Here is a 15,209-nt window from a genome sequence, read left to right on the forward strand (position 1 = left end):
TTATCCCTCCACTATTTGTCGCTTCCAAATACTGGTCGTATGGTTGGGTTTCTGACTCACATATGTCAGTGTTTTTGTTGGACGCCCTGCCTCTTCACGGTAAACGTCAAATCGGTTTAACGTTGGAGGTGCAATCGAATGTCGTTTGTTCGGACGTGAGACTGCCTCCTCCCAGGATTGTAAAACGACGTTGGCGTTCGTTCCCCCATCCGCAAAACAATTAATCGCTGCTATTCTGGGTGAATCGTTCCATTCAGAAAGCTGTCGTTGAAAATAAAACGGCGTTGACTCCATATGGAAATGGGTCATCGGCTCTTGCCCTGACAAGAACGGAACCAATTGTTGGTGTTTGAGCATCAGCACGACTTTTATCAAGCTGGCAATCCCTTCTGCACATAATGGATGACCGATGTTTGGCTTGATCGATCCTAATCCGCAAGCGGCCATACGAGATGAGCGATAGACAGACTGAATGGCTTTGAGTTCAAGTAAATCTGTAACCTCTGAACCAGAACCATTCGCTTCTATATAGCTGATTTGTTCTGGATTCACGCCAGCTTTCGCCAGTGCCGACTGCATAACTTCTTTTTGGGCTTGCAAATTCGGGGTGGCAGGACCTGCCGTTCGTCCATCATTGTTGACCGCTACTCCCTTGATGACGGCATGTATTTCATCACCATCAGCCAGTGCTTGCTCCACGGTCTTCAATAGAACCATTCCTACGCCTTCTCCCAATACGAGGCCGCCCGCACGCCTATCAAAAATATGGAAGACTGGCTCTTCGCTTAAAATCCCTCTTTGGTGGAACATCCGATGCGCTTCATCACCGTTTAATACGTTTACCCCGCCGACGATAGCAGCCTCAATCTCTCCACTGCGAAGGGAATGAATCGCCATATTCATCCCGACCAGCGCCGAAGAGCATGCGGTATCGATGACCATACTCGGTCCTCTAAGATCGAAGTACTGGGAAATATTTGTGGCCAAATAGTTTTGTCCCACAGTCATAATCGGATTTTGCGTTTGATGAAGACGCTCTTCACTTGGGCGGTGATTACTTCTTGCCCCGATGTAGACGCCTACCGCCCTTCCCTTGATGTCGTTCGATGTGTATCCTGCCTGATGCCATAGGTGAAGACTTTCCTCCAATACCAATAAGGCTTGCGGGTCCATGGCCTTGGCATCTTCTTTTGCAATCAGGAAGTAAGAAGGGTCAAAAGCAGTTATGTTGTCCAGAAGTCCTGCATGATAGGAATTTTCATACCCCCAGCGTTCCTTTGGCACAGCCCCAATGGCTGAACGGCCCTCCGCTAACAACTTCCAATATTCATCCACGTTACGAGCACCCGGAAAACGGCAAGAGAGCCCCACTACCGCGATGTCAGACGGATTTGCCTGATTATATGGGGGAGCCTGACTACTCACCATCTGGCTTTTCTTAGTTTCCCTGCGGATAGGCTGACTCTTCGGATGGTCGCTCATTTCAGGAGAAGTCAGCGTCAGTTCGTCAGAGATGGAATCGCCGTGATTGCTGGTTAGCCATTCTGCAAGTGTTTCGATGGTGGGATATTCATATAAAATCGTCGGGTCCAAGTCCTTGCCCAACCATTTACTGATCTCATTCATCACTTGAGCCAGTAACACCGAATCGATCCCGTAGTCTGGAAACTCTTTGTCTATTTCCAATCTGGCAGGATCTATTTTCAGTTCCTTCGCAAACAGCTCAATCAGTCTTTTTTGTGCTGTCTTCTCAAGACCCACTGAGCTTTGCGTCGGCTTGCCTGCTGGTGGACGATGAGGCGACAGGTTCACAACAGGAGCTTCTTGCTTTTTGTGTTGCATCAATTGCTGGGGTTCCCATAGTTCCTCGTTAATGGCTGCCGGGAACACTACAGGACCAATTTTTTTCAAAAGAATATGATCCAGTAATCGCAGTCCTTGCTCGTCAGTGATGTGTACGAGTCCTGTTTGTTGATAGGCTTTGGTCGTAACTGCACCGATCCCGGTTTCCTTCCAGCTCGGCCACTGAATGCTGACGATCGGGCAAAAATCTGCATGTGCCGCTGCAAAAAAATCCATATAGGCATTGGCTAACGCGTAATCACTCTGCCCCGCTGCTAAGGACGGAATGATTGCCGAAACAGATGAAAAGAGAACGAAGAACTGTAAAGGCTCGTCCTTGCAGAGTTCGTATAGCGCATGCAGCCCTGCCACTTTCGGTTGTAATACCTGCTGAATTCCATCCGTCGTTTTCCGAATAAACGCCGGATTTTGATCATCGCTAAAACCAGCGCAATGAATCACCCCGCCAATCGGCCCCATCGTCTGTTTCAACTCGCGCAAATGCTGTTGCCAAGCCTCTTCATCGGTTAAGGATACAGAGAGGACTTCAACCTGTACGCCTTGCTTTTCCAAAGCTTGTACCGCCCGAATTTTCTTTGCTGCGGAAGTGCTTTGCGTCTCATAGGCTCCCCATTGCTCGCGTGGCGGCAGACTTTCTCTCCCTGTGAGCACCAGTTTTTTGACACCATGACGCTCTACAAAATGTTTGGCGCATAGATATCCAAGCCCTCGGGTGCCGCCTGTGATCAACAGAACATGGTTCTCAGGGAAAACAAACGCTGGCTCCTGACTGTCTGCTACCCTCTCTTCCTGAAGATAAGCCCTATAACGCTCACCCGCTCGATAGCAAACCTCTGTTTCCTGAGCATCGATAAGAAACTCTGCTGCAATCTGTTGCGCAAGTTCTTCTCCATCAGCCAATGGCTCCAAATCCACATGACGTGATTGCAGATGCTTGTATTCACTTTGCAGCATGCGGTATACCCCAACACGTGAGGCCCCCGTCAAATTGACTGAGTCATTCTGGAAGGATTCCAAGCCTTTTGTCACACCCAATAGCGTCAAGCCTTCCTTATGACCATTCTCAATGAGTTGTTGCAGCCATGGAATCCAAGCCAGCGAATCGGGATGCTGACGCCCACAACCGATCAAATCGATAATGCCATCATAGTTTTTCCACTCCGTCTCATCCTGGTGAAATCGTGATTCGAGCTCATTCAGTTCCAGAATTTCACACTTGGCGAAATGGTTGGACAGTTGAATCGCCAAATGCTTCGTCTCATCCGTTGTGAAAATACCAATCGTTCGATGAGCTGTTTTGGTTGGCATCGCTGGGCAAGCCTTCCATTGCTTTTTCAAAATGCGCATGTCTGGCTGAACCGCAATCTGCTCATATGTGGATCGGGATGCTGCACCTGTAAATGACGTATGTCCACCAGGCACCCAATAAGCTTCTCGGCTAAACGGATAGGTTGGAAGACTAATCCGCCGAGGCTTTCTCTCCCCATACAAGCTGCTCCAGTCAATGTTTAGCCCTTTCACCCAAACGTCCAGCAATTTGCTGTATTTTCCTTTGTTCATCCAGGAATCAATCATTTGCGGCATATCATCATCGGCTGCAAAGATTGCCAAGGTGTCTTTATGACGTTTTACCTGTCCGTGGTAAAGGTCTTCAATGTCCTTCTGTCTTCCTATGAATTGCTTCAATTTCTCTTCAAGCTCCATCATCGAGCCCGCAATCACAGCCAAACGTTCCTCCATCGGTTCTCGTCCCACTTGAAGGGTATAGGCCATTTCAGCTAAATCCGCATCAGACAATCCCTGTTCTGCAATGTATTCGAGCAGTCGTTGTACCCGTTGTTGAAGCTGATCTTCATTCTTGGCCGACAGGAGAATCAAGGCAGGATTTTGCGGACTTGCCATTATGGTAGCCTGCTCTTGCATTTTTGGAATGTATTCTTCAATCACGACATGGGCATTCGATCCGCCCGCACCAAAACTGCTCACACCAGCGCGGCGTGGAACTTCCCGTCCGTCAATGACAGGGCGTTTCCACTCCGCCAGCTCTTGCTGAACAACAAACGGCGTCACGCTGAAATCTATATTCGGGTTGAGTACTTCAGCATGCAGGGATGGTGCTAATTGTCCATGCTTAAGTTGCAATAAGACCTTCGTCACCCCAGCGATTCCCGCCGCACTCTCACAATGCCCGATGTTGGACTTCGCCGATCCAATGGCACAAAACTGTTTGTCATTTGTGTACACTTGGAAAGCCTTCGTTAGGCCCGTAATTTCAATTGGATCACCCAGAGAGGTACCCGTACCATGTGCTTCCAGATAGCTGATCGTCCGTGGATCGATTCCGGCTTTTTGAAAAGCACGTCCAATAACCCGAGCTTGGGCATTCGGGCTAGGCACATTGTATCCATTCGTTTTTCCTCCGTGGTTAACGGCGGTTCCTTTTATCACACCATAAATTTGATCTCCATCGGCAATCGCTTTCGCCAGAGGTTTAAGCAGGACTGCTCCCACCCCCTCGCCAGGTACATACCCGTCGCCGCCGATTCCAAAGCTTTCGCATCGTCCCTTGCTGGATGCGAATTTGCCTTGTCCAAGCATCAAGTATTTGTTGGGGTGAATGGAAATGTTGACACCACCTGCGATAGCAGCCTCACATTCCCCTTGCTGTAGGCTTTGGCAAGCCAAATGAATGGTTGTCAGGGAAGAGGAACACATCGTATCGACCGCCATGCTAGGTCCATGGAAGTTGCAGAAATAAGAAACCCGATTCGCAATGGAGGCTGGACTTCCTGCCAGCGCCATCGGTCTACCGAGCATCGTTTCCTGGGCTCCATAGAGCTGGTATTCTTCGTACATGACTCCGACGTAAACCCCGACATTACCGCCTAGACCCATGCCAGGTGTCGCGCCGAGCGATTCACGCGTATACCCTGCATCCTCTAACGTTTCATAGACGCACTCCAGGAACAAACGCTCTTGGGGGTCCATGATTTCAGCCTCTCTTGGTGTGATATTGAAAAATAACGGGTCAAATTGATCAACACCGTCCAGGAAACCTCCCCACTTGCTGTAGGTTTTTCCTTGCTTTTTCTTATCTGCATCAAAGAACAGGCTGTGATCCCAGCGCTCTTCGGGAATTTCTGTGACACAATCCTTGCCATCGCGCAGGTTACGCCAGAACTCGCTCATATTTCTAGCTTTCGGATAACGACCGGAGACCCCAATAATCGCAATGTCTAAGGCGTCATTTGCTGGTTTGGTTTCACTCGTCGTTTCCTTCAACACGTTTCCCCTGCTCCTGCGATTGTGGATGATCGGTTTTGCCGTTGCAGCAACCATCGTCTGAGCAACGCTCGACCTTTTCACAGGGGATGCCGTCGGTGCTTCTTTCTCATCCATCCCAAGGATACTCATCATTTGATCCCCGTGCGCTGCCAGGAAGTATTTTGCAATTTCTTCGATGGTTTGATATTCGAAAAAGAGTGTTTTCGACAACGAACCAAACGTTTTTTCTAATTCGTTTGTTAATTGCATGACCATAATCGAGTCAATTCCGTACTTTTCCAACAAGGCATCTGCTTCGATGCGGTCTATTGGCAGCTTGATCACGGAAGAGACCAGCTTTTTGAAGTAATAGATCGCTTTTTCCTTTGGCAAATGATGACTCGCTGGTTGTATGACGGTTGAAGCTTTGACTTCTTGTTCTGTTGTCTTCTGTCTTCCCACCACCGCTGCGTGGAGGCGTTGTAAATCTCCTTCCATGACCATCACCTGATCTTTTCGAGAAGCTACGGCTTCATAAAAAGCGCGAATGCCCGTCGCGGTGTGCAAGGCGATCATTCCGAGCCTTTGTTTCACCATCTCCTCAACTGCTTCATCTACTTGCATCCCGCCCTCTTTCCAGAGCGGCCAGTTGATAGAGACTGTTTGACCCTGACGTTGCTTTGCCTGCACCCGTTCATTCCGATCTTTCGCATAGCCGTCCATAAAGGCATTCGCGCAAGCATAGTCTGCCTGACCACTATTTCCTGCACTTCCTGCTATCGAAGAAAAGAGGACGAAGAAATCGAGAGGCTGATCTTTACTTGCCTCATCCAAATTTGTAAGACCGGCCACTTTTGGCGCTATCACTTGGTCCCATTCTTCTGTCGTTTTCTTGAGGATGAAGTTGTCTCGAACGACACCCGCGCTATGGATGATGCCGTGAAGACCTCCGAATTCCTGTTGAATACTTTGGATGAGCTGGATTACTTCCTGCTTGTCCGTCACATCAACTTGACGGTAGACAACCCTTGCACCTGATTTTTCCCATTCATGAAGCATCGCTTGTTTATCTTCACGCAGAGGAGAACGTCCTGTGAGAATTAAGGTTGCCCGTTTCGCTTGATTCGCGATTTCCCTTGCAAAAATCACCCCTAAACCGCCTGCTCCACCCGTAATCAAATAGGTTCCTTGATCTTTCCACGGAATAGTGACCTCATCATGCAATGGCTTGGTTTCACACCAGCCCAGTACATAACGTTTCCCCTCTTGATAGCGAATTCGGTCATCCATAGGATGGCACGCATTCTCTTGCAGCTTGCTTGCGATTTCTGCCGCACGTTCACCTGGGTTTATTTCAATGAATTGGCCGATTAGATTAGGATTCTCCTGCTGCGCTGTTTTCAGCAAGCCAGAAAGTCCGCTTAGGTATGATTGTTCCGCTTTGTCGGGAACGACGACCTGCACTAACACTTTGCCAAGTATCTTTTGTTGGAAGAGGCTTTGGATTTCCAAAAATACTTGGGAAGCATAGGCCTCGAACCTGTCGGCAATGTCCTCCTGTTGGGATTGCAAAGGAATCAAGCGCACTTCGTTCATCTGTGCTGAAATACTTGCAAGCGACGCTGCAAAACCTTCCACCATCATCACGATATGCTGTGCATAGGCAGGAGTCTCCGTTTCCTGAAGAACTGCTTGTTCCTTCCAGCAAGGATGCACCATCAACATTCCTTGGCCCTCTGTAGCTTCGAAGTCTGCCGCTTTACCATCCAACTTGCGAGACGAAAAGCGCTTCATTCTGACAAGAACATTTCCCTGCTCGTCACATAAGTCAATATCCAGCTTCTGTACATGATCAGAAGCGTTGCTGCCATCGCTGTAGCGAATATACGCCCACATCTGTCGCGTGCATGGACTGAAGATTTCCAGCTCATCCAGCGCAAAAGGCAAGATTGGCTTGAGCGTATCGAAATTGTTAGCGAGACTCTTGTCATCAGCCCCTATAAATAAGCCAATCGCCGCCTGCAAAGCCGAATCCATCATACTGGGGTGCAGCACAAACTGTTCTTCTGTCCCCAAAACAGCGAAAGGTAAAGACAGCTTTGCCAACACCCGATCCGTGCCTTTGTGCACTTCCACAATTCCTTGCAGCGCTGGACCATACTGCATTCCCATTGCTTTATAAAATTCATAGCATTGGCTGCCACTCAAAATGCTATGGCTACACGCGTCTTGTAGCATAGCGAGATCAAGCGCGGGCGTCTCGGCAACCGTATGGAATACGGCACTTCCCTGACTGTGCACAATCTCTTTTGCTTCATTTCCTGTATGCTCACTATAGATGCGATAGCCAATCTCTCCACTGTCTTCCAGTTGAAGACCAATGTGAACATCGACAGGCTGATCATCGACAGCAATTGGCTTGGCCCACACCATATTTTTGAGCGTCAAGCCATTCTGTCCCGCTTTTAGGGCTCCCGCTGACTGATCGATTGCCGCGCGTGCCATTTCGAGATAAGCAACACCCGGTAAGAGCTGCTGTCCATTCACTACATGATCTGCCAAGAAAAATTCCTGTCCACGGAAGGTAGAACTATACCGCTGTTCCAACAATTCAGACGTGTTTTTCTGGATCAATGGGTGAAGGAAGAGCGTCCCTTCTGATGTGGCTGCCACTTCGCGCGCAAATTGCGTATCCATCTGTGGAATCCAATAACGTTCTCTTGCAAACGGATACGTAGGCAAGCTAATGCGACGAGGTTTCTTCTCACCGTAGAGCTTATGCCAATCAACCACGCCTCCACTGACCCACAGATCAAGCAGCTTGGCGTATTTTCTTTTGCTTATCCAGGCATCGATTGCCTTTTGCAAATCTTCATCCGCTTCAAACACGGCGATTGTCTTTTTGTTACCTTTTACCTGTCCTCGGAATACATCTGTGATGCTTTCCTGTCCATCTACAAATTGCGTCAGCTTTTCCTGAAGCTCTTGAATGGAGCCGGCCATCACAGCCAGGCGTTCTTCCATGGCTTCTCGCCCAATTTGAAGCGTGTAAGCAATATCTGCTAAGTCCAGGTCAGAAATGGACTGATCCTTGATCGCAGCTAACAATCGCTGTGCCTGTTCGTGGAGCTGGCTTTCGTTCTTTGCTGACAGGAGAATGATCGCTGGATTTGCGTGACTTACATGGATCGCTGGACGTTTCTCATGGTCTGGAATGTATTCTTCCAAAACGATATGAGCATTCGAGCCACCCGCCCCAAAGCTGCTCACACCGGAGCGTCTTGGAAACTCCTGACCGTCAATGACAGGACGTTTCCATTCCGCCAGCTCTTGCTGGACGACAAACGGAGTTGCGCTGAAATCAATATTCGGGTTTAGCACCTCCGCATGCAAGGATGGTGCTAGTTGTCCGTATTTGAGCTGCAGCAGGATCTTCGTGATCCCGGCAATTCCCGCTGCACTCTCACAATGCCCGATATTGGATTTCGCTGATCCGATGGAGCAAAACTGCTTGTCAGTTGTGTACGCCTGGAAGGCTTTGGTCAAACCTGCGATCTCTATTGGATCTCCTAAAGAAGTACCTGTACCGTGCGCTTCCAAATAACTAATCGTCCGTGGATCAATTCCTGCCTCCTTCAAGGCACGCCCAATTACACTCGCTTGTGCATTCGGATTAGGTACGGTATAGCCATTTGTTTTGCCGCCATGGTTAATGGCGCTTCCTTTTATCACACCGTAAATTTGATCTCCGTCGGCAATTGCTTTCGCCAAAGGCTTAAGCAGTACCGCTCCGACACCTTCTCCAGGCACATAGCCGTCGCCGCCAAGTCCAAAGCTTTCGCATCGTCCCTTGCTGGAAGCAAATTTTCCCTGTCCGAGCATCAAATATTTATTCGGGTGAATGGAAACATTGACACCACCCGCAATTGCAGCCTCGCATTCACCGCGCAGCAAGCTTTGGCAGGCAAAATGGATGCCCGTTAGCGAGGAGGAACACATGGTATCAACAGCTACGCTAGGACCATGGAAATTAAAGAAATAAGAAACACGGTTCGCTACAGATGAGAAGCTTCCACCAAGGGCCATTGGTCTGCCCATCAAGGTTTCTTGTGCACCATACAGTTGATACTCTTCATACATGATGCCCACATAAACACCGACATTACCGCCAAGTCCGAACCCTTTAGACGATCCGAGAGATTCGCGGGTATAGCCTGCATCCTCTAAGGTTTCATACACACACTCCAGGAATAAACGTTCCTGCGGGTCCATGATTTCTGCTTCCAGAGGCGAAATGTTGAAGAACAGCGGATCGAATTGATCAACACCATCGATGAATCCGCCCCATTTGCTATAGGTTTTCCCCCGTTTGTTCTTATCCTCATCAAAATACAAACTGTGGTTCCAGCGGTCTTTGGGGATCTCCGTAATGCAATCCTTGCCATCGCGCAAATTGTTCCAAAACTCTTGCGTATTCCGCGCTTTCGGATAACGTCCAGAAACCCCAATGATCGCAACATCCAAAGCTCCTTTGGCTGGTTGGGTTTCCTTCTGTGTCGAAATGAACCGCGAGCCTTTGCGACTGCTTCCGCGCTGGCTGTTCCTTTGCCTTTTCGACGTGTTCTCTTCTTTTGTCACGGATGCTGTTTCTCTGGTAACAACTGTTTCCTGCTGTTCTGTAAGGCCCAAGATTTCAATGAATTTGTCTCGATAGGAGTCCAAGAAATAACCAATTATTTCGTGAATCGTTTGATACTCAAAAAATAACGTTTTCGGCAGCGAGCCAAAGCTTTTCTCTAATTGGTTGGTTAATTTCATGGATAGAATCGAATCAATTCCGTATGTCTCCATCGAGGCATCTTCTTCGATTCGATTCACAGGCAGTTGCAGCACCTCGGCAAATTCCTTTTTCACAAAATGAGTCGCTTTCTCGCGGAGCACATTTTGTTCTACAGTGGCGGTCGCTTGTTTTTCTTTTTTCTCTTCCCTGGTTGGTGTGATCGATGCCACTGGCTGCATCTGTTTTACCAGCATCTCTTCAAATTCTTCAAGTAAATAGGACGCAAGCTGCTGTAGCGTCGGACACTCCACGAATACATTAGGAATCAGCCCAATGTGATATTGCTGATTAAGCTTGTTGGCGAATTCAGTCAGTAGAACCTGATTAAATCCGAGTTCAGACAGCTCCACTCTGACATCAATATCCGTGGTAGGAACCTGTAGCAGATCCGACACGGTTTGCATCAAAGCAAATTCCACTTTTTGCAACAGATTGCTCGTATCCGCTGTTTCCGAAGCTTCCAATCGAACAGGAGCATGCTTCGATTGAGAACGGTTGACTGGTGTTTGCAAAACCAGTGTTTGCTTGAGCTTCGCCAGATCGCCTTCCATCACCATGACCTGAGCTTTTCCAGAGGCTAAGCCTTGGTACATAGCTCCAATACCCGTCGAAGTCTGCATAGCGACTACTCCCCTGCTATGCTCCAGCATGTCACCGGCCTCTGCGCCAGCCTGCATTCCGCCCTCTTTCCACAATGGCCAGTTCATGGACAACGTCTGTCCGTGACGTTGCTGTAACGCAACCAAACCATTACGATAGTGGGCAAATCCGTCCATAAAGGCGTTGGCACACGCATAGTCAGCTTGACCGATATTCCCCAAGCTGCCAGCCACCGAGGAAAACAGCACCAGGAAATCCAGTTCTACATCTTTGCTGGCTTCATCCAGATTGATGAGACCCGTAACCTTCGGATGGAGAACCGTTTGGACCTCCTCCCTGTTTTTTCTGAGGATATAGCTGTCACGAAGCACGCCAGCACTATGAATAATGCCATGTAGTCGACCATAGTCCTGTTGAATCGTGCGGATCAACTCTGCCATTTCCTGTTTCTGCGTCACATCAACTTGGCGGTATTCAACACTTGCTCCCGATTCTTTCAATTCCTGAAGTTTGCCTTGCTTCTCTTGATCCAATGGGGAACGTCCTGTCAGAATCAAATTCGCCTGTTGAACCTTCTGTACAATTTCGTTGGCAAAAAGATAACCCAGTCCGCCTGCCCCGCCAGTGATGAGATAAACCCCACCGTGTTTCCACGGAATGCTCGTCTCTTGTGGAGCATCGAGTTCTACCCACTCAGCTACATATCGCTTTCCAGATTGATATCGAATCTGAACATCCAATGGGCAGCGTACATTCTCCTTTATTTTTTCAGCGATCCCGAATTCGTCGTCGCCCGATTCTATCTCGATTACCTGTCCAATCAGGCTGGGATTCTCCAAGTTTGCCGTTTTCAGCAAACCAGAGAAAGCGGTGAAAGACGGTAGCTCCGCTTGCAAGGGAACGACAATCTGAACCAATACCTTGCCGCGTACTTTTTGCTTGAAAATCCCTTGAATTTCCTCAACTACCTGCGTCGTATAATCAATGAAACGCTCGGCAACGCCTTTTTGCGTGGATCGCAAAGGAATGCAATGAACGCCATTCAAGCTGGCCTGGAGATTGTTCCAAGAATCGTGCTCCGGTTCTACCATCATCACGACTCGCTGTGTATAGTCAGGGGCTTCGGCCTTGCTCGCAACCGCTAGTTCCTTCCACTCTGGATGAACCAGCAGTGCTCCGAGCTTGCCTTTGGAATCCATCGTCGCTACTTCGCCTTCCAGCACTCGTGCCGAGAAGCCTTGCATACGTACGCAAACCGTTCCTTGATCGTCACACAAATCAATATCCACTTTCTGTACCTTGTCTCCCGAGCTATTGGCGCTAGCCTGTCGAATCCATACCCACATCCGTGAGGAAGTCTGGCTAAAAACGCTCAGCTTCTCCAGTGCAAAAGGCAGGATTGGCTTCAGATTCGCTGTATCGCCTGTGCCAAGCAATAATCCGATAGAGGATTGTAAGGCCGAATCCAGCATGCTCGGATGCAAGACGAATTCTCCTTGCGTCTCGGCAACTTTGGAAGGCATGGCTAGCTTGGCCAATACTTGCCCCTCTCCCACGTACACATGCTCAATTCCTTGCTGAGCTGGCCCATAGACAAGTCCCATTGTTTGAAAGGCGTCATAACACTCACTTGCATGAAGCGTGCGATAACTGCATTGGGCTTTGATCGCATCGAGATTATGCGTGGGTGCAGCAGTGATCCCTGCAAACACCACACCCCCTTGACTGTGTACCACCGATTCGGCCTGTTCGTCCTGCGGTTCGCTGTATATTTCATAGCGAAGGTCGCCGTTATCCTCAGGATAGATGCCGATGTGTACCTCAACAGGCGTATCTTCCACCACAATCGGTTGCGCCCATACTACATTTTTCAGCTCCATCACGTATTGCTCGTCTTCCAACGCTCCTGCTGCTAGATCCGCAGCAGCTCGAGCCATCTCAAGATAAGCAACCCCAGGCAGGATTCTCTTTCCTTTTACAACATGATCCGATAAAAAGAATTCCTGACCATCAAAAGTAGAGCTGAATCTTTGCTCACGGAGATCTGAAGTATTTTGATGCAGCAAAGGATGCAGGGAAGCAGTCAGACCATGCGCACCTTTTATGCGAGTGGACGGCTGTGTCTTCGGTTTGGGCAGCCAGTAATGCTCTCTGGCAAAAGGATAGGCAGGCAAGCTGATCCGACGAGGCTTGATTTCGTCATAGAGCTTATTCCAGTCCATATTCAAGCCCTTCACCCAGAAATCGAGAAGCTTGGAGAATTTTTTGCGTTGCATCCATTTCTCAATCGCTTCTTGCAATTCCTCATCGCCTGCGAAGATGTCTGTTGTTTCTCTGCTGCGCTTTACCTGACCACGATAGAGGTCGGCAATGCTGTCATCACCTGCAAGAAAGCTTTGCAACTTCTCTACCATCTCTGAAAGCGAACTCGCCATCAGGGCCAGGCGTTCTTCCATCGCCTCGCGTCCCACTTGGAGCGTATACGCAATATCAGCAAGGTCCACATCTGTAAATGCTTGCTCCTCAATCGACGCTAACAGTCTCTGCACTTGTTCAACGAGACGCTCCTTATTCTTCGCCGACAGGACGATGATCGCCGGATTTTGCGGACTGACCGTGATCGTCGGGCGTTCCTTGACCGCAGGAATATATTCCTCAATCACAACATGTGCATTGGACCCACCTGCACCAAAAGAAGAAATCCCGGCAATTCGCGGGAATTCTCTCTTTTCGCCGTTCACTTCAATAAGCGGCCGCTTCCATTCAGCCAAGTCCTGCTGAACGACAAAAGGTGTTTTCGAAAACGGAATATTCGGATTCAACTCTTGCGCATGCAGGCTTGGAACCAGCTGTTGATGCTTCATTTGCAGCAAAATTTTTGCCACTCCTGCGATTCCAGCCGCCGCTTCCAAGTGACCAATATTGGATTTAACGGAGCCAATCGCACAAAATCCTGTATCCTGCGTATCCTTGCGGAAGGCCTGGATGAGACCCGTAATTTCAATCGGATCACCCAGCTCCGTGCCTGTTCCGTGCGCTTCGATATAGCTAACGGTTTTGGCATGAACACCTGCCTTATCCAGCGCCTGGCGAATCAGCTCTCCTTGAGCAGTTGGATTCGGTACGGTATAGCCATTGGTTTTTCCGCCGTGATTCACGCTGGTACCACGAATCAATCCGTAGATATGGTCGCCATCCGCAATTGCTTTTGACAGTGGTTTGAGCAGTACTGTACCTACTCCTTCTCCCGGTACAAAACCGTTTCCGCCTTGCCCAAAGCTTTTGCATTGTCCATCTACGGAAAGCATATGCAGCGCTGACAAAAAGACATAGCTGGAAGGATGCAGATACAGGTTGACTCCGCCGGCAATCGCCAGTTCACAATCCCCGTTATACAGATGCTCGCATGCTTCATGAATCGCCGTAAGCGAAGCGGAGCACATCGTATCAATCGGCATACTCGGACCTTGGAGGTTGAGGAAATAGGAAACACGATTCGTCAGTGAGCTAAACGAGGTGTGCGGGTAAATCAATTCACCCTGCTTCCATAAATCAGGTCCATACAAGCTGAACCCTGTTTTGGTAATCCCTCCAAACACTCCAACCCGTCGATTGTACTTTTCCGCAAGCTGTTGTCTCGTATAGCCAGCATCCTCCAGCACTTCCCAGCAAGACTCCATAAATAACCGTTCTTGCGGATCGAAATGCATCGCTTCCCACGGAGACATATTGAAAAAGAGCGGGTCGAATTCAGCGAATCCGTCTACAAAGCCGCCCCATTTGCCGTAGCTTTTTCCTTCTGCCACAGCTTTGTCTGGATCAGGCTCGAAAAAGTCATCCAGTGACCAGCGCTCTTCCGGAATTTCTGTAATGCAATCCTTTCCAGACTTCAGATTCTCCCAATACTCGTTCAGTGATCGCGCTTTTGGATAACGTCCGCTCATGCCGATAATGGCAATCGGCTCCCGCGCTATCTGCTTTCCTGATTGCACGGCTGTACTGCGAATCGGTTCATGGCTGGCTGTATCACGTTCGTTACGCACCAGTGGTGTTGAAGTTCCGCGATTGGCCGCACCCTGACGATCAAGCCCCGTCCACTTCATGCATTCCTGCCTATGATCAGCGACGAGATAATTTGCAAGGGTGTCAAGAGTCTGATATTCATACAAAATGGTCTTGGACAATTCGCTAAAAACATCCCCCAGCTTTTTATTCAGCTGGATCACCATAATCGAATCGATTCCGTATGTCTCGAACGGTTCATCGACAGCGATTTTACCTGCTCCCAGTCTGGTCTCTTGTCCGAACATCACCTTTAGCTGATAGAGCGTTTTCTCTTTTAACACGCCTGCATCGACTGACAGCTTCGCATCGTGCACCGGTGTGGAATCGAGCTGTGACACGACAGAAGTACCAAGCAACTGATCCTTGAGTGTTGGCAGATTGCCTTCGATAACCAGCATCTGCACAGTGCCGGAAGCCACCCCTTGATACAGCGCCTGTATGCCGCTTGCAGTCGGCATCGCGATCATGCCCCTACCCTCCATGATCTTCTCTGTCGCTTCATCAACACGCATACCGCCCTCTTTCCACAGCGGCCAGTTGATGCAGAGTGTTTGACCTTGTCGTTCGCCTGCTTTCA

At 49.1% G+C, this 15,209-nt stretch carries 1 protein-coding gene (only partly in view); it reads right to left on the bottom strand.

Annotated elements, in window-relative coordinates; genetic code table 11:
• Positions 1–15,209, bottom strand: the 3' portion of a protein-coding gene (locus KB186_RS12965; RefSeq protein ID WP_232773763.1) for a non-ribosomal peptide synthetase. Its footprint extends 6,292 nt past the window's final position; the window shows 15,209 of its 21,501 coding nt (coding positions 6,293–21,501); the start codon falls outside the window, past its right edge; it ends in the stop codon at positions 1–3.

The organism is Brevibacillus sp. AF8 (genome assembly GCF_021270385.1).
Taxonomy (GTDB): Bacteria; Bacillota; Bacilli; order Brevibacillales; family Brevibacillaceae; genus Brevibacillus.